The 16,270-nt window shown below is 69.5% G+C and carries 14 protein-coding genes; 9 read left to right on the top strand and 5 right to left on the bottom strand.

Annotated elements, in window-relative coordinates; all coding sequences use genetic code 11:
• The first annotated feature begins 218 nt into the window (after positions 1-218).
• Positions 219-2,678, top strand: a complete 2,460-nt coding sequence (locus tag AQJ27_RS29690; protein WP_067375288.1) for a DNA gyrase/topoisomerase IV subunit A — start codon at positions 219-221, stop codon at positions 2,676-2,678.
• Between the two features lies 1 nt (position 2,679).
• Here AQJ27_RS29690 and AQJ27_RS29685 read toward each other — a convergent pair whose 3' ends face one another.
• The gene (locus AQJ27_RS29685; protein WP_067375543.1) at positions 2,680-3,819 is read right to left on the bottom strand and encodes a CobW family GTP-binding protein; all 1,140 of its coding nucleotides are present in this window, start codon (positions 3,817-3,819) and stop codon (positions 2,680-2,682) included.
• A 464-nt stretch (positions 3,820-4,283) separates the two neighbouring features.
• Here AQJ27_RS29685 and AQJ27_RS29680 point away from each other — a divergent pair, with 464 nt between their 5' ends.
• The 3 genes from AQJ27_RS29680 (at position 4,284) to AQJ27_RS29675 (ending at position 5,807) form a co-directional block, all read left to right on the top strand.
• Positions 4,284-4,790 (top strand): DUF6082 family protein, encoded by a 507-nt coding sequence (locus tag AQJ27_RS29680; RefSeq protein WP_067375286.1) that lies wholly within the window; start codon positions 4,284-4,286, stop codon positions 4,788-4,790.
• Between the two features lie 267 nt (positions 4,791-5,057).
• Positions 5,058-5,228 (top strand): hypothetical protein, encoded by a 171-nt coding sequence (locus AQJ27_RS56510; RefSeq protein WP_159064416.1) that lies wholly within the window; start codon positions 5,058-5,060, stop codon positions 5,226-5,228.
• Between the two features lie 342 nt (positions 5,229-5,570).
• Positions 5,571-5,807 carry a hypothetical protein gene (locus tag AQJ27_RS29675; protein ID WP_054229908.1) on the top strand — a complete coding sequence of 79 codons (237 nt, stop codon included), beginning with the start codon at positions 5,571-5,573 and terminating at the stop codon, positions 5,805-5,807.
• Positions 5,808-5,987: 180 nt separating this feature from the next.
• Here the strand turns inward: AQJ27_RS29675 and AQJ27_RS29670 are convergent, their stop codons facing one another.
• Positions 5,988-7,166, bottom strand: coding sequence for a citrate synthase/methylcitrate synthase (locus AQJ27_RS29670; RefSeq protein ID WP_067375284.1), 1,179 nt, complete (start codon positions 7,164-7,166; stop codon positions 5,988-5,990).
• Positions 7,167-7,387: 221 nt separating this feature from the next.
• On the opposite strand from AQJ27_RS29670, the gene AQJ27_RS29665 reads away from it, so the two are divergent.
• The 4 genes from AQJ27_RS29665 to AQJ27_RS29650 all read left to right on the top strand — a co-directional run bounded on the left by AQJ27_RS29665 (position 7,388) and on the right by AQJ27_RS29650 (position 12,224).
• A complete protein-coding gene (locus AQJ27_RS29665; RefSeq protein ID WP_425275236.1) occupies positions 7,388-8,566 on the top strand; it encodes a citrate/2-methylcitrate synthase in 1,179 nt (392 codons plus the stop codon).
• 102 nt (positions 8,567-8,668) lie between these two features.
• The gene (locus tag AQJ27_RS29660) at positions 8,669-9,613 is read left to right on the top strand and encodes a sucrase ferredoxin (protein ID WP_067375280.1); all 945 of its coding nucleotides are present in this window, start codon (positions 8,669-8,671) and stop codon (positions 9,611-9,613) included.
• A gap of 119 nt (positions 9,614-9,732) precedes the next feature.
• Complete coding sequence (locus AQJ27_RS29655) at positions 9,733-11,547, top strand: sensor histidine kinase (RefSeq protein WP_079065352.1); 1,815 nt, start codon at positions 9,733-9,735, stop codon at positions 11,545-11,547.
• Positions 11,544-12,224, top strand: a complete 681-nt coding sequence (locus AQJ27_RS29650; protein WP_067375278.1) for a response regulator — start codon at positions 11,544-11,546, stop codon at positions 12,222-12,224. The genes AQJ27_RS29655 and AQJ27_RS29650 overlap by 4 nt, the downstream gene beginning before the upstream one ends.
• 163 nt (positions 12,225-12,387) lie before the next feature.
• Here the strand turns inward: AQJ27_RS29650 and AQJ27_RS29645 are convergent, their stop codons facing one another.
• From AQJ27_RS29645 to AQJ27_RS29635, 3 genes are all read right to left on the bottom strand, one after another.
• Entirely contained in the window at positions 12,388-13,452 is a 1,065-nt protein-coding gene (locus tag AQJ27_RS29645) for an ABC transporter substrate-binding protein (RefSeq protein ID WP_067375276.1), read from the bottom strand.
• Between the two features lie 158 nt (positions 13,453-13,610).
• Entirely contained in the window at positions 13,611-14,486 is an 876-nt protein-coding gene (locus AQJ27_RS29640) for an ABC transporter permease (RefSeq protein ID WP_067375274.1), read from the bottom strand.
• Positions 14,476-15,291 (bottom strand): ABC transporter ATP-binding protein, encoded by an 816-nt coding sequence (locus tag AQJ27_RS29635; RefSeq protein WP_054229902.1) that lies wholly within the window; start codon positions 15,289-15,291, stop codon positions 14,476-14,478. Before AQJ27_RS29635 ends, AQJ27_RS29640 begins: the two co-directional genes overlap by 11 nt.
• A 161-nt stretch (positions 15,292-15,452) precedes the next feature.
• Between AQJ27_RS29635 and AQJ27_RS29630 the strand changes: the two genes are divergently transcribed.
• Entirely contained in the window at positions 15,453-16,145 is a 693-nt protein-coding gene (locus AQJ27_RS29630; protein ID WP_067375272.1) for a response regulator, read from the top strand.
• Positions 16,146-16,270: the final 125 nt, after the last annotated feature.

The raw sequence follows: 16,270 nt of genomic DNA, 5'->3' as shown, positions 1-16,270 counted from the left end.
GCGCCGACAGGTGGCGAAGTTCCCGCACCTCGTACGCCGAGAGCGAGAATTCCTGAGGTGGGAGGCCGGACTTCCGTTCACCGTGAGCGAGCGGAACCGGGCTCCGCGGAGCCCCTATGGACGGGTCGCGGTCGGCGTTGTCAGTGCGGCGGTCCACAATGGTGCGCGTCAGAACCCGTTCATGCCCCGGCAGAGACTGTGAAGGAGCCGCAGCAGCGATGGCCCGCCGCAGCACGAAGACCCCGCCGCCCGACGACTCGTACGAGGAGAAGATCCTCGACATCGACGTCGTGGACGAGATGCAGGGCTCCTTCCTCGAATACGCGTACTCGGTCATCTATTCGCGAGCCCTGCCGGACGCCCGTGACGGCCTCAAGCCCGTGCACCGCCGCATCGTGTACCAGATGAACGAGATGGGGCTGCGCCCCGACCGCGGCTATGTGAAGTGCGCCCGCGTCGTCGGCGAGGTCATGGGTAAGCTCCACCCGCACGGCGACGCGTCGATCTACGACGCGCTGGTGCGCCTGGCCCAGCCGTTCTCCATGCGCCTGCCGCTGGTCGACGGCCATGGCAACTTCGGTTCGCTCGGCAATGACGACCCGCCGGCCGCCATGCGTTACACCGAGTGCCGGATGGCCGACGCCACGTCACTGATGACCGAGTCCATCGACGAGGACACGGTCGATTTCACGCCGAACTACGACGGCCAGGAGCAGGAGCCCGACGTCCTCCCGGCGGCGTACCCGAACCTGCTGGTCAACGGCTCGTCCGGGATCGCCGTCGGTATGGCGACGAACATGCCGCCGCACAACCTCGGCGAGGTCATCGCGGCCGCCCGCCACCTGATCCGCTATCCGGGCGCCGACCTGGACACGCTGATGAAGTACGTGCCGGGCCCCGACCTGCCCACGGGCGGCCGTATCGTCGGCCTGACCGGGATCCGGGACGCCTACGAGTCGGGCCGCGGCACCTTCAAGATCCGTGCCACGGTGTCGGTGGAGGACGTCACGGCGCGCCGCAAGGGCCTCGTCGTCACCGAACTGCCCTTCACCGTCGGCCCGGAGAAGGTGATCAGCAAGATCAAGGACCTGGTCAACTCCAAGAAGCTCCAGGGCATCGCCGACGTCAAGGACCTCACCGACCGCTCGCACGGACTGCGCCTGGTCATCGAGATCAAGAACGGCTTCGTGCCGGAAGCGGTCCTGGAGCAGCTCTACAAGCTGACGCCGATGGAGGAGTCCTTCGGCATCAACAACGTGGCGCTGGTGGACGGTCAGCCGCTCACCCTGGGCCTCAAGGAGCTCCTCGAGGTCTATCTCGACCACCGCTTCACCGTCGTGCGCCGCCGCAGTGAGTTCCGCCGCGGCAAGAAGCGCGACCGTCTCCACCTGGTCGAGGGCCTTCTCGTCGCCCTCCTGGACATCGACGAGGTCATCCGCCTCATCCGCTCCAGCGACAACTCGGCGCAGGCGAAGGAGCGCCTGATCGAGCACTTCTCCCTCTCCGAGATCCAGACGCAGTACATCCTGGACACGCCGCTGCGCCGCCTGACCAGGTTCGACCGCATCGAGCTGGAGTCGGAGCGCGACCGGCTCAACGGCGAGATCGACGAGCTGACCGGGATCCTCGACTCGGACGCCGAGCTGCGCAAGCTGGTCTCCGGAGAACTGGCCGCGGTCGCCAAGAAGTTCGGCACCGACCGGCGCACGGTGCTTCTGGAGTCCGCGGGCGCCCCCGCCGCGACGGTCTCGCTCCAGGTGGCCGACGACCCGTGCCGGGTGCTGCTGTCCTCGACGGGCCTGCTGGCCCGTACGGCCAACGGCGACCCCTTCGGGGAGGCCGAGGACGCCAAGCGCACCAAGCACGACCTGATCGTCTCCGCGGTGCCGGCGACGGCCCGCGGCGAGATCGGGGCGGTCACGTCCTCGGGCCGCCTGCTCCGGCTGAACGTGATCGACCTGCCGCAGCTGCCGGAGACGGCGTCGGCGCCCAACCTCTCCGGAGGCGCGCCGATCGCGGAGTTCCTGTCCTCCCTGGAGCCGGACGAGACGGTGGTCTGTCTGACGACGCTCGACGAGTCCTCACCCGGTCTGGCGATCGGCACCGAGCAGGGCGTCGTGAAGCGTGTGGTCCCCGACTACCCCTCGAACAAGGAGGAGTTGGAGGTCATCACCCTCAAGGACGGCGACCGGATCGTCGGCGCGGTCGAACTGCGCACCGGTGAGGAGGACCTGGTCTTCATCACCGACGACGCCCAGCTGCTGCGCTACCAGGCCTCGCAGGTCCGCCCGCAGGGCCGGGCGGCGGGCGGCATGACGGGCATCAAGCTCACCGAGGGCGCGAAGGTGATCTCCTTCACCGCGGTCGACCCGGCGGTGGACGCGGTGGTCTTCACGGTGGCGGGCTCGCGGGGCACGCTGGACGACTCCGTCCAGACCACGGCCAAGCTGACGCCCTTCGACCAGTACCCGCGCAAGGGCCGCGCCACGGGCGGCGTGCGCTGCCAGCGGTTCCTGAAGGGCGAGGACTGCCTCTCGCTGGCCTGGGCGGGCGCGGTTCCGGCCCGGGCCGCGCAGAAGAACGGCACACCGGCCGAGCTGCCGGAGATCGACCCGCGCCGTGACGGCTCGGGAGTGTCGCTGGCGAAGACGGTGTCGGTGGTGGCGGGCCCGGTGTAGCTCAGCCGGTCTCTTCGGGACCGTCGGGCTCCTCGTCCTGTACGTGGCTGTCCTGTACATGGCCGTCCTGCACATGGCGGTCCTGTACGTAGCGGAGGACGCCCCACATGCTGTGTTCGTCGGCGTGTGGGGCGTCCTCTTCGCACGCCTCCAACTCCTTGGTCAGAGCCGCGGTGTCGATGCCTGAGCCGATCAGCACGAGCTGGGTGAGGCGCGGCTCGGCAGAAGCCCAGGGCTCCGGGTAGAAGCGCAGAAACCGCCCGACGGCATGCACGGCGTACCGGTTGTCCCTGTCCTGGACGCCGAAATCGACGTAGCCCTTGATGCGGTAGAGCCCCTCGGGCCTGCTGTCGAGGAAGTTCATCAACTCCCGGGGGCCGAGCGGCACATCGGAGCTGAAGGAGAGGGATTCGTAGGCCGAGTGCAGGTGGTCGTGGTGCCCCTGGGGACCGCTCTCGTCGTGCCGGTGGAGGTCGTCGAAGGACAGCTGCCCGATGCGCTCCTCGCTCGGCCTGCAGTCGAAGAGGAACTCGGGATCGACGCGCCCGTAGGTGGCGGGCACGACCGCGGCCCGGTCGACAAGCCCGCGTACGGTGCGCAGCACGCGCTCGCCGTCCTCGGCTCGGTCGATCTTGTTGACGACGACGAGGTCGGCGAGGGCGAGATGCCGGTCGATCTCGGGGTGCTTCTCGCGCGTACCGTCGAACTCGGCCGCGTCGACCACCTCGACGAGCCCGCCGTAGACGATCCGCGGATGCTCGCTGGCCAGCACCATCCGCACGAGCTCCTGGGGCTCGGCGAGGCCACTCGCCTCGATGACGATGACGTCGATACGGGCCGAGGGCCTGGTCAGCCGCCCGAGATACTCGTCGAGCTCACTGGCGTCGACGGCGCAGCACAGGCATCCGTTCCCCAGCGAGACGGTGGAGTCACCCAGCGCCCCGGCCACAGCCATCGCATCGATCTCGATCGCCCCGAAATCGTTGACGACGGCGCCGATGCGGCTGCCTCCGCTGCGGTGCAGGAGGTGGTTGAGCAGGGTGGTCTTGCCTGAGCCGAGGAAGCCGGCGAGGACGACGACCGGGATCTGCCGGGCGGAAGTTCCGTCGCCGTGGACCTGGTCACCGGCGGTCTGGTCCATGGGGACCTGACCTGAGGTCTGGTCGATCGGGACCTGGCCTGAGGTCTGGTCGATCAGGACTTGACCTGAGATCTGATCGATCGGGACCTGCTGCGGGCTGGGCTGGCTCAACGGGCGACCTCTTTCACACCGACGCGTGCTCCGGCTCATGAACCGGCTCTTGAACGAGGACGGCTCGTAGACCGGCGCTCGTACGGGGAATGGCTGCCGACCAAGGATACGAGTGGGAGGAATCCCCGCGAAGTGAACGATTGTTAGCGGCGCTCGCGGGGCACACGTTGGGCATGGCGCCGGGAATCGCGACCCGCACTTCCCTCCGTGCGCCTCCTCTCCGCCTCCCCGCCGATCAGAGCCGCTCGGCAAAACTGGGAGACGGCAAGCGCGCCGCCCACCGCTCGCCGGTCCGCTCCCTGTCGCCCCACAACCGACGACCGGCGGAACGGTCGCCTGATTCGGGGGTTGACATGGCCACACAGAATTCCGCGATACGGAGGCTTGGCTCAGATGCCTGGGCCAAGCTCGCCCTCGCAGCCAGCGCCGTCGCGGAACGCAGCTCACGGCAGCGCAGGCGCGCCGTGCTCACCGAGCAGCACCGGCTCCATTTCGATCTGTTGTGCAAGGCCATGGACGATCCCGCCCTCGCCGCGGTCCTGAACACGTACGAGACGGAGATCAGCTCCGAGGAGCAGCGGCAGTACCTCTTCGCCAACGCGCTCTACATCAACGCCCTGTACTTCCACCGGATCGGGGCTCTGACGCGTGCGGAACTCCACGGCCACTTCCGCATCATGTGCCAGAACCAGATCTTCCGGGCGTACTGGGTGGCGACCGAGCACCACCGCAAGAGCCTGCCCGACTCCTCCAAGGAGGCCGAACTGGGCCGGATGATGGACAGCCTGATCCAGGATCAGACTGATTCCGACACCGACGAATGGTGGGTCGTGGGAGAGCCGGACGAAGAGACGCCGTGACCCCTGGTGCGCCCTGCACACGGCCCTCGCGTGCCGCCAAAGGAAGATGCCAACGTGCACCCCGCCGCCCATTGTCACCTTGCGCACCATGGGCAACACGAAGCGCTAAATTGTCGCCTGCCCGGCCTACGGGCACTCCGACGAACACCCTGCGCTCGGAGACACCTTGCCTCCGACGAACTTCTCCGCTCGGAGTCAGTCACGCTCCGAGGAGCCCACAGCTCGGAGACACCCATTCACTCCGAGCCATAAGGTCGGTACCACTCCGTGGAGATCACGACATACGCCGTGGCAGTCGTCGCTGCCATCCTGCTTCCCGTCCTGATAGCCGTACTGGTCGCCTGCCTCAGCCCCAATGCCGCCCAGCGGGGCGATGCATACCGCGTGCTGGCCCGCATATGCAGCACCGTGGAGAGGGTGGTCCGTCGTCAGCCATAAGGCCGCAGGTCACCACGCATCCGGAGGCGGCGCGGCCCGCACTCCCAGCGCGCTGGGAGTGCGCCGCCAGTGACCCCGATGCGCACGTATCACCCCAATGCCACTTTCCGTCAAGGGAAGATGCCGAACTTCACTCGACTGCTTGTTGTTGCTTTGCGCACCATGGGCAACAGAAGCCGCTATGTTGTCGCCTGGCCAGATTTCCGGCCACTCCGACGAACACCCCTGCGCTCGGAGACACCCTTGCCTCCGACGAACATCTCCGCTCGGAGTCAGTCACGCTCCGAGGACCCGCGGCTCGGAGACACCCATCAGTCCGAGCCATAAGGTTGGTACCACTCCGTGAAAATCGTGCGACGTGTCGGGGCTACACCACGCGAGCGCGGCAGCGCCACTGGCCAGTCGTGCCCCGACATCTTCGAGCTCAGCGACGGCAGCTTCGCTGTCATTGGGCGCGAGGCCACCAAGGAACTCGACCCCGAGCTTCCGCCCGACGCCGCACGAGCCGACTATGAGCGGATCGTCATCATCACGCGCGAGACCCTGCTCCGCGCGAAGAAGGACATCCCTGATGCTTGACGTCACCGCCGCCAGGAACTGAACCAGGATCCGATCCGGGAACCGATCCAGGCACGGCTCCAGGAACCGATCACGGGCAACTGAAGGTCGGAGTTCCGCCCGGTACCCCTTGGGCCACGACGTCCAGGCCCGGCATCGACGTGATGCCGGGCCCTTCACGTGTCACGACACTGGATCACCTCAGCCGGCCACCGGCACCGCCACCGGCGGAACCGGTCCCACATACCGCGCCGCCGGACGGATGATCTTCGGGTCCTCCGCCTGTTCCAGGATGTTGGCGCTCCAGCCGACGACGCGGGCCGCGGCGAAGGTGGGGGTGAACATCTCCCGCGGGAGGCCGCACAGTTCCATGACCACGCCCGCGTAGAACTCCACGTTGGTGTGGAGTTCACGGCCGGGCTTCAGCTCCGCCAGGATCGCCTCCACCCGGTGTTCGACCTCGACGGCGAAAGCGACCAGAGAACCGCCGAACTGCTGGGCGATACCGCGGAGCATGCGGGAGCGCGGGTCCTCGGTGCGATACACCGCGTGCCCGAAGCCCATGATGCGATCGCCCGCGAGGACTCGTTCCCGGATCCAGGAGTCGATGCGGTCGGAAGTACCGATCGCGTCGAGGGTGTCCAGGGCCCGGCTCGGCGCACCACCGTGCAGCGGGCCCGACAGCGCCCCGACCGCGCCCACCAGGCACGCGGCCACGTCCGCCCCCGTCGACGCGATCACCCGCGCGGTGAAGGTTGACGCATTGAATCCGTGATCAATGGTTGATATCAAGTACTGCTCGACCGCCCGGGCCCGCGCCGGGTCCGGCTCCGACCCTGTCAGCATGTAGAGGTAGTTCGCTGCATACGGCAGGTCGTCACGCGGTTCCACCGGCTCCAGCCCCCGACCGAGCCGATACAGCGCGGTGAGCAGCGTCGGCACGGCCGCGCACGCCGCCAGCGTGTCCGCGCGACGCCGGTCGACGTCGATGTCGTACACAGGCCGGAACCCCAACGACGCGCCGAGCAGCGACAACGCGGTCCGCAGTCCCGCGAGCGGTCCGGACGGTCCGGTCGCCGCGGCGATCGCCGGCAGCGCCGCGCGCACCTCGTCCGGCAGCCCACGCAGTGCCGCCGTCCGCGCGGCGAAGGCGGCACCGCGCGCCGCGTCCGGCAGTTCACCGTGGACCAGCAGATGCCAGACGTCCTCGAACCCGCGGGTCTGCGCGAGCTCGACGGCCGAGTACTGGCGGTAGTGGTAAAAGCCCTCCCGCCCCCTGACGTCACCCAGTGCGGTGTCGGTGACGACGACGCCCGAGAGTCCTCTCGGTACGTCGACAGGGGTGATGGACGGTGCGGTCGCGGCCCGGTTGTTCGGCATGCTTTCCTCCCTGAACTTGATTCAACTGTCCACGCTTGACTGGATCGGTGTCAATATTGATTCAATCAATATGCCGATACACAGATACGGTGGCGTCCATGAGGGATCACGAACCGGCAGGGTCGACGCATGAAGGACACGAAGGACCTGGAGGGCCTGAAGGACGCGGAGGCCACGAAGGCCGGCGGCTCAGCACCAGGGAGACCGCCGAGCTGCTCGGCGTGAAGCCCGAGACCGTGTACGCGTATGTGAGCCGCGGCCAGCTCGGCAGCCGACGCGACCCCGGAGGGCGCGGCAGCACCTTCGACGCCAAGGAGGTGGAGGCGCTCGCCCGGCGCAACAGACGTGATTCCAGCGGGAGTTCGAGCACCGGCGGCGATCTGTCCGTCCGTACCCGCATCACTCTCATCGACAAGGACCGGTACTACTACCGAGGCGTCGACGCGACCGAACTGGCCGCGCGTCACTCCTACGAAGAGATCGCCGAATGGCTGTGGACCGGAGAGCTGCGCCCCGGCGTCACGTTCACCGCCCCGGAGGCGTCCGTCACCGCCGCCCGCCGCGCCGTGGATGCGCTGCCCGAGCACAGCGGCCCCACTGACCGGCTCCGGGTCGCCGCGATCGCCGCCTCGGCCGCCGATCCACTGCGCTTCGACCTCTCCGAGAGCGCCGTCCTCGGCACCGCGCGCACCCTCATCCCCACCCTCGTCGCCGCCCTCCCGCCCCTGCGTCATGACCACCGCGACGAAGGGCCGCTGGCCCGCCGGCTGTGGGGACGCCTCACCGGCCGGACTCCCGACGAGGCGTCACTGCGCGTGCTGGACACGGCACTCGGCCTGCTCGTCGACCACGACCTGGCCGCCTCGACGCTCGCGGTGCGGGTCGCCGCCTCGGCACGGGCGCACCCGTACGCCGCCGTCTCGGCGGGCCTCGGCGTGCTCGAAGGCCCCCTGCACGGCGCGGCCAGCGGCCTCGCCCACCGGCTGCTCCTCGACGTCCTCGACCAGGGCACCGCGGCCCCCGTGGTCGCCGACGAGCTGCGCGCCGGGCGCCGCGTCCCCGGGCTCGGCCACCGGCTCTACCCCGGCGAGGACCCACGCGCGCGTGCCCTGTTCGCCCTCCTGGAGGAGGTCCCCGGCGCGGCGCCCGCCCTGGCGGCGGCCCAGGACATCGTGACCACCACCGCCCGGCACACTCCCCTGCACGCCAATGTCGACCTGGCACTGGCCGTCCTCACGGTCTCCTCCGGCATGTCCGCCTCCGCCGGGGAGACGGTTTTCGCCGTCGCCCGAACAGCGGGATGGATCGCCCACACCCTGGAGGAGTACGGGGAACGTCCGCTGCGCATGCGCCCGAGCGGCCACTACGTAGGAGCGCGGCCGCCGCAGCCACTCCCCTAGTGAGCCCCTGAGCGCCCCGCAGCGCCCCGAATGCGCCCAAAGTGCGCCCCCGTACTCGCGGTCGGAAGTCGCCCTGGGCGAAGTCAGGTTAGGCTCACCTCTGTGAGTACGTGCACGACCGCGTCCCGGGACCTCGACGAGCCCCTCGCGGGGACCGCGGCGACCGCGAGGACATGGCTGCTCCTCGAACAGCCGGGCCCCTGGGGTGCCAAGGCGCTCACGTCGAGCCACCTGGACCCGGCGCTCGGCCGCGCGCTCGAAGCCGCGGCCCAGGACACCGGGGTGCGGATCGCGCTCATCCGCCGCCCTGGGCGGCACGCCGACTGCGGTACGTCCGCCGAGCGCCAGGTGTACGCGGCTCACACCACCCCGGGCAACGTGTGGCTGCACAGCGCCACGACGTGCGCTCCTGAGCGGTTGCTCGACCTGGACTTCACCGCGCTCGGCACGGGAGACCCGCGCACCTTCGACGCGGCTCTCCAGGGTCGGCGCCACACGGGCGACCCGCTCGCGCTCGTCTGCACCAACGGCAAGCGCGACCGCTGCTGCGCGCTCCTGGGCCGCCCCCTCGCGGCGGAACTCGCCGCCTCGGGCGTCGCGGGCGCGTGGGAGGTCACCCACCTCGGCGGTCACCGCTTCTCGCCCACCCTGCTCGTCCTGCCGTACGGATACGCCTATGGGCGGGCCGAGGCCCACGCGGTCAAGGAGATCCTCCAGGGCGTACGAGAGGGCCGCGTCGTCACAGAGGGCTGCCGTGGCAACTCGGCGTGGGAGCGACCCGGGCAGGCGGCGGAGCTGGCCGTGCGCAGGGCTTGTGGAGAGCACGCCGCGGAAGCCCTCGGCGTCGTCCGCACGGACGGCGCGGCACCACGCTGGGAGGTGACCGTCGCCCACACCGACGGGCGCCTGTGGAGCGTCATCGTCGCGCAGGGCGCCTCACTGCCGCCCCGCCCGGAGAGCTGCGGCTCGGCGCTGGGTTCCCCGGCCCGGATGGACGTGGTGGCCGTACGGGAGATGCCCCGGGCCTCGATCCCCGTAGCCTGCTGACCAGGACTCCTGAGCAGGCCGGCCCGCACCCGCCGACCACAGCTTCCCCACACGCCACTCAAGAGATCCATGCCACACTCCCTTCGGCCCGGCGCGCGCTCCCCCGTACCGTCATGGGTATGAGCCCCACTCCCCCCGCACGACGACTGCGCCTCGGTCTGCCGCGGCGGGCGTTCTCTCAGGTGCTGCTGATGCAGGTGGCGATAGCCGCCGGGGTCGCCGTACTCGCGACGGGGCTGTTCCTCGCCCCGCTCAGCGCCCAGCTCGACGACGAGGCCATGCACCGGGCGCTCGCGATCGCGCAGACCACGGCGGCCCAGCCACAGATCGCCAGAGACCTGCAGACGACCCTGCCGTCCGTGAACGGCCCTGTGCAGGTCGCCGCGGAACGGATCCGCAAGGCCAGCAAGGCCGAGTACGTCGTGGTGATGAACACGCACTGGGTGCGCTGGTCGCACAAGGACACCTCGCAGATCGGCAGGGTCGTCTCGACCTCCCCCGAGAAGGCCCTGGCCGGCGACGACGTCATGGAGATCGACAGCGGCACACTGGGGCGCTCGGCCCGCGGCAAGGTACCGCTGCGCGACGCCGACGGGCACATCATCGGCGCGGTCTCGGTGGGCATCGAGTACGACAGTGTGCGCGCCCGGCTGATCCACTCGATCCCGGGACTCCTCGCGTACGCGGGCGGGGCCCTGGCCGTCGGCGCGTTCGCCGCGTACCTGCTCTCCCGACGGGTCCAGCGGCAGACCCGTGACCTGGCCTTCTCCGACATCTCGGCGTTGCTCGCGGAGCGCGAGGCGATGCTGCACGGCATCCGGGAGGGCGTCATCGCCCTGGACCGTGTCGGCCGCGTACGGCTCCTCAACGACGAGGCGCTGCGCCTGCTCGGGCTCGACGCGGAGGCCATCGGGCAGCCACTCGACGACGTGCTCGGGCCTGGCCGCACGACCGATGTGCTGGCCGGACGGGTCACCGGCACGGATCTGCTGACGGTGCGCGGTCAGCGCGTCCTGGTCGCCAACCGCATGCCGACCGACGACGGCGGCGCGGTGGCCACCCTGCGCGACCGCACGGAACTGGAGCAACTGGGCCGTGAACTCGACTCGACCCACGGTCTGATCGACGCCCTGCGCGCGCAGGACCACGAGCACGCCAACCGGATGCACACGGTCCTGGGGCTGCTGGAGCTGGAGATGTACGACGACGCCGTGGAGTTCGTCGGCGAGGTGGTCGGCGACCACAGGGTCACCGCGGAGCAGGTCACCGAGAAGATCCACGATCCACTGCTGGCCGCCCTGCTGGTCGGCAAGGCCACGGTGGCGGCCGAGCGCGGGGTGGCTCTCTGGGTCGCGGACGGGACCCTGCTGCCCGACCGGCTGGTCGACCCACGGGGGCTGGTCACCGTCGTGGGCAATCTGGTCGACAACGCACTCGACGCCGTCGCGGGCACCCCACACGCGCGTGTGGAGGTCGAATTGCGCGCCGAGGGACGCACCGCCGTGCTGCGCGTACGGGACACCGGGCCCGGAGTTCCGGCGGAGCGGCGGGAGCTGATCTTCACGGACGGGTGGTCCACCAAGAAGCCACCCGCGCACGGCAAACGCGGACTCGGGCTCTCTCTGGTGCGCCGGCTCGCCGAGCGGCAAGGAGGCAGCGCGGAGGCGGCGGAGGCCGACGGAGGGGGCGCGGAGTTCACGGTCGTACTGCCGGAGGCACTCACGGAGGCCGGTCTCGGGCCGGCGGAGAACCTGTTGCCGGCGGAAGGCCTCGTGTCGGCAGAAGGCCGCGTGCCGGCGGAAGGTCTCATGCCGGGCCCGGAGGGCGAACCCGGCCGCGGGCCCGCACCGGAACTCGTACGACAGCCGGACACGTTCTCCCAGAACACCACCGGCGCCACCGCCGCCACGACCGCCGAGGAGGAGTCGCGATGATCGAGGTCCTGGTCGTGGACGACGACACGCGGGTCGCGCGGGTCAACGCCGCGTACGTCGGCAAGGTGCCCGGCTTCCGTGTCGCCGGCGAGGCGCACAGCGCCGCCGAGGCGCTGCACGGGATAGAGACGCTGCCCCACCTGGACCTGGTCCTGATGGACCACTACCTGCCCGACGAGACGGGCCTCGCGGTCGTCCAGGAGATGCGGCGGCGCGGCCACCAGACCGACGTCATCATGGTGACCGCGGCCCGCGACATCTCGACCGTCCAGGCGGCCATGCGGCAGGGCGCTCTGCAGTACCTGGTCAAACCGTTCGCCTTCGCGGGCCTGCGCACCAAGCTCGAGGCGTACGCGGGTCTGCGCCGCACGCTCGACGGCGGCGGCGAGGCCGAACAGGCCCAGGTGGACCGGATTTTCGGCGCCCTGTCGGCGAGTGCGGAGCCGGACCTGCCCAAGGGGCACTCCCCCACGACCGCGGAGCTCGTCCGGCGGGCCCTGGTGACCGCCGAGGGGCCGCTGTCGGCCCAGGAGATCGCCGAGGAGACCGGACTGAGCCGGCAGACCGCCCAGCGCTATCTGAAGCTCCTGGAGCGCACGGGGCGGGCCAGGCTGACCCTCAAGTACGGCGACGCGGGCCGCCCGGAGCATCGCTACGTCTGGGCGACCCGCGCCTGAGGGCACGGCCGATGAGGGGGAGATCCCGAAGGCGCGGCCAGGGGGCGGGGGAAGAGGCCGCGCCCCGCTCTGGGCCGGAGGCGGCCTTCATTTCTCCGCCAGTGGTGGCCTTGGTGGCCGTCACTTCTCCGCCAGTGGTGGCCTTGGTTGGTGGCCTTCTTCCTCAGCCAGTGACGGCCTTCTTCACGAACTCCGTGGTGTACGTCTTGCTCAGGTCCACCTTGGCGTTCTTGATGTTGGGGTTGAACGCCTTGAGCACCTTCTCGACGGTCTCAGGGCCGTCCGCGGGCATCACGCCGTCCTTGGTGAACATCGGCAGCGTGCTCTGGATGGCGGTCGCGTAGAGCGTCTTGTTGCCCTGGGAGTAGTCGGCGGGCATCTTGGCGGCGATCTCGGAGGCGCTGTGCGTGGACATCCACTTGAGGGTCTTCACGAAGGCGTTGGCCAGCTTCTGGACCGTCTCCTTGTGGCCGTTCACCCAGTCCGTCTGCATGTAGAGGCTGGACGAGGGATACGGTCCGCCGAGCGCCTCCTGCGATCCACTCGGCGTACGCATGTCGATGAGCACCTTGCCGAGGCCCTTCTGCAGGACCGTGGCGACGGTCGGGTCCGTCGTCATGCCGCCGTCGATGGCCCCCTTCTGGAGTGCCGAGACGAAGGTCGGACCCGCGCCGACGGCGACCGGCGCGAACTCGCTGACCTTCACACCGTTCTTGACCGCGAGGTACTTGGTGAGGAAGTCGGTCGAGGAACCGAGCCCGGTGACGCCGAGCTTCTTGCCCTTGAAGTCCTTGGGCGAGGTGATGTCGTCCGCTCGCTTGTTGGAGACGATCTCCACCTCGCCGGGCGCGTGCGAGAACTGCACGACGGACTCCACGGCCTTGCCCTTGGTCTGCAGGTCGAGCGTGTGGTCGTAGAAGCCGACGGCTCCCTGGACCTGTCCGGACACGAGTGCGGTCTCCGCCTGCACACCGGCCGGCTCACTCAGGAGTTCGACATTCAAACCCTCGTCGTTGAAGTAGCCGAGCCGCTGTGTGAGCATCGCCGGCATGTAGATGACCTTGTCCAGGCCACCGACCATGATCTTGACGTGCTCCCCCTTGCCGCCGCCCCCGTTGCTGCCGGAGTCGGCGGTGGTGGAGGCCGCGTCGTTGGCGCAGGCGGTGAGCGAGGAGAGGGCGAGCAGACCGGCGGCTGCCAGCGCGGAGTATCTGGCGGTCTTGCGCATGATGGGTCACGTCCTTGTGAGAGGGCAGTGCGGGAAAAGGGGGCCCTGGGGAGCGTTGAGCGGAAAGGGGGCACCCCTGGAAAGCGTTGAGAGGAAGTCGGGCACCTTGGAGGGCCCTGAGAGGAAATCGGGCGCCCGGGGCGGGTGTTGTCCGCCGATCAGCTCTCGGAGTCCGACGGCTTCCAGCGGAAGATGCGGCGCTCGGCGAAGGTGAGCAGCCCTTCGGCCAGCAGGGCGACGACGGCGAGGATGACCATCGCGGCGTACACACCAGCCGCGTTGAAGGTGCCCTGGGACTGGGCGACGAGCAGGCCGATGCCCTTGGTGGCGCCGATGTACTCGCCGACGATCGCACCGATGAGGGCGAAGCCGAAGCTGACGTGGAGGCTGGTGAAGATCCACGAGGTGGCGGAGGGGATGACGACCTGAAGCGTCACCCGACGGTCGCTCGCCCCCAGGATCCGGGCGTTGGCGACGAGGTTGCGGTCGACCTCGCGGGCACCCTGGAACGCGTTGAAGAAGACGGGGAAGAAGACCAGGACCACGGCCGAGGCGACCTTGGAGGCCGGTCCGAGCCCGAACCAGATCACGAAGATCGGCGCGAGGACGATCCTGGGTATGGAGTTGAGCACCTTGATGTATGGACCAAGGACATCGGCGAGGAAAGCGATGCGTCCCAGCGCGATACCGAAGACCACGCCGGCCACGACTCCGATGACCCAGCCGAGCAGTGCCTCTTGGAGCGTGTACCAGACCTGCTCGCCGAGTGAGCCGAGCGCCGTCCCATGGGTCACCCAGGTGTAGACCTGGTCCCAGATCTTCGACGGCATGGAGAAGTTGAACGGGTCGATGATCTTGGCGCGCGCGAACACCTCCCACAGGCCGAGCACGGCGACCAGGAGCACCGCACGCGCGGCGGCGACGATCATCCTGCGTCTGCGGGCGGCACGGGCACGGGTGTGGGCGCGTCCCTGCTTGGCGGGCTCGGTGGCGGTCGCCGCGACGACGGTCTCGGGCATGACGTCAGGCGACATTCGCGGCGCCCCTCTCTCGGGTGATGCGGACCTCTTCACCGAGGGACTCCCAGATCTCACGGTAGATCTCGATGAACCGCGGCTCCAGGCGCACCGATTCGACCTTGCGCGGCCTCGGCAGATCGATGTCGAAGACCTGCTTCACGGTGGCGGGGCCCGCGGTCATCACGACGACCTTGTCGGCGAGCGCGATGGACTCCTCCAGGTCGTGGGTGACGAAGACGACCGAGGCGCCCGTGCCCTCCCACAGCTCCAGCAGTTCGTCCGACATCAGGGCCCTGGTCTGCACGTCGAGCGCCGAGAACGGCTCGTCCATCAGCAGGATCTCGGGGTCGTTGACAAAGGTCGCGGCGAGGGCGACGCGCTTGCGCTGACCGCCGGAGAGCTGGTGGGGATAACGGTCCTCGAAGGCCGACAGCCCGACCCTGGCCAGCCATTCGCGGGCCCGCTGCTTGGCTTCCGTCTTCGGGACACCGCGAAAACGCGGGCCCGCCATGACATTGGACAGGACCGTCCGCCAGGGGAAGGTGGCGTCCTGCTGGAAGACGAAGCCGACCTTGTCGCCGACGCCCGCGACCGGCTCACCGGCCACCAGGACCTCGCCCTCGGTGGGCTCCTCCAGACCGCTCACCAGGGTCAGGGTGGTGGACTTCCCGCAGCCGGTGGGGCCGACGACAGCCACGAACTCGCCACGGCCGATGGTCAGATCGAGCTCCCTGACCGCCGTGTGCAGACCCCCTGACGGGGTCTTGAAGATCTTGCTCGCGCCCCGCAGCTCAATGGCGGGGCTGGTGTCTGCGCTCATGGGCCGGGACCGTAGATGTGGCGCGGGCCACAGCATCAGTCTTCTGGGCGCAAGGCCTTCTTATGCTTGCAAGAGTCTGTTGTGCTCGTTTTGCTCGCGCTACAACAGCGGAGCCGAAACACGGGCTTAACGCTCGCCAGGCCTTGAGAGAAAGAGGCCCGATGATTGACGTCCTGGTCGTGGACGACGACTTCCGCGTCGCTGAGATCAACGCGAAGTACGTGGGGAAGGTTCCCGGATTCCGGGTGGCCGCCCGCGCGCACAGCGCTGCCCAGGCCCTGGCCGCCGTGGAGCGCGCGCCCGTCGACCTGGTGCTGCTCGACCACTATCTGCCCGACCAGACGGGCCTCGAACTGGTGCACCGCATGCGCGAACGCGGCCACGGCACCGACGTCATCATGATCACCGCCGCCAGCGATGTGACGACCGTGCAGGCCGCGATGCGCGTGGGCGCCCTGCACTATCTGGTCAAACCGTTCACCTTCGCCGCGCTGCGCACCCGCCTCGACTCGTACGCGGCCCTGCGGCGCACCGTCGACCGGGTCGGCGGGCGCGGCGTGGCGGGTCAGGAGCAGGTCGACCGGATCTTCAGCGCCCTGCGCACCACGCCCGTCCCGTCGTCGCCGGGGCTGCCCAGCGGCCACTCGGAACCCACCACGGACCTGATCTGCGGCGTCCTTCACCGCGCGAACCAGCCACTGTCGGCCCACGAGGTCGCGGCCGAGACCGGGCTCAGCCGCTCCACCGCTCAGCGCTATCTGCGCCACCTCGAACAGGCGGGACGGCTGCGCCTCTCGCTCAAGTACGGCGACACGGGCCGCCCTGAACACCGGTACGCCTGGGTGGCGCCCTAGCCCCACGCCGTACGCCGTACGCCGAGTCCATGACACCCACCCGGCGCACGACGTACGTCCTTGGGCCGTACGTCACTGGGGGGCGCCCCCGCTGCTGGGGGCGCCCCCGGACACTCACCCGAGGC

Source organism: Streptomyces olivochromogenes (genome assembly GCF_001514115.1).
Taxonomy (GTDB): Bacteria; Actinomycetota; Actinomycetes; order Streptomycetales; family Streptomycetaceae; genus Streptomyces; species Streptomyces olivochromogenes.
Note: the sequence above shows the minus strand (reverse complement) of the source record. Positions and strands in the feature narration are given on the sequence as shown.

Excerpts from the sequence above, each read along its gene's own strand:
- AQJ27_RS29690 (WP_067375288.1), top strand. The coding sequence starts at position 219 with ATGGCCCGCCGCAGCACGAAGACCCCGCCGCCCGACGACTCGTACGAG.
- AQJ27_RS29685 (WP_067375543.1), bottom strand. The coding sequence starts at position 3,819 with ATGGACCAGACCGCCGGTGACCAGGTCCACGGCGACGGAACTTCCGCC.
- AQJ27_RS29680 (WP_067375286.1), top strand. The coding sequence starts at position 4,284 with ATGGCCACACAGAATTCCGCGATACGGAGGCTTGGCTCAGATGCCTGG.
- AQJ27_RS29670 (WP_067375284.1), bottom strand. The coding sequence starts at position 7,166 with ATGCCGAACAACCGGGCCGCGACCGCACCGTCCATCACCCCTGTCGAC.
- AQJ27_RS29655 (WP_079065352.1), top strand. The coding sequence starts at position 9,733 with ATGAGCCCCACTCCCCCCGCACGACGACTGCGCCTCGGTCTGCCGCGG.
- AQJ27_RS29650 (WP_067375278.1), top strand. The coding sequence starts at position 11,544 with ATGATCGAGGTCCTGGTCGTGGACGACGACACGCGGGTCGCGCGGGTC.
- AQJ27_RS29645 (WP_067375276.1), bottom strand. The coding sequence starts at position 13,452 with ATGCGCAAGACCGCCAGATACTCCGCGCTGGCAGCCGCCGGTCTGCTC.
- AQJ27_RS29640 (WP_067375274.1), bottom strand. The coding sequence starts at position 14,486 with ATGTCGCCTGACGTCATGCCCGAGACCGTCGTCGCGGCGACCGCCACC.
- AQJ27_RS29635 (WP_054229902.1), bottom strand. The coding sequence starts at position 15,291 with ATGAGCGCAGACACCAGCCCCGCCATTGAGCTGCGGGGCGCGAGCAAG.
- AQJ27_RS29630 (WP_067375272.1), top strand. The coding sequence starts at position 15,453 with ATGATTGACGTCCTGGTCGTGGACGACGACTTCCGCGTCGCTGAGATC.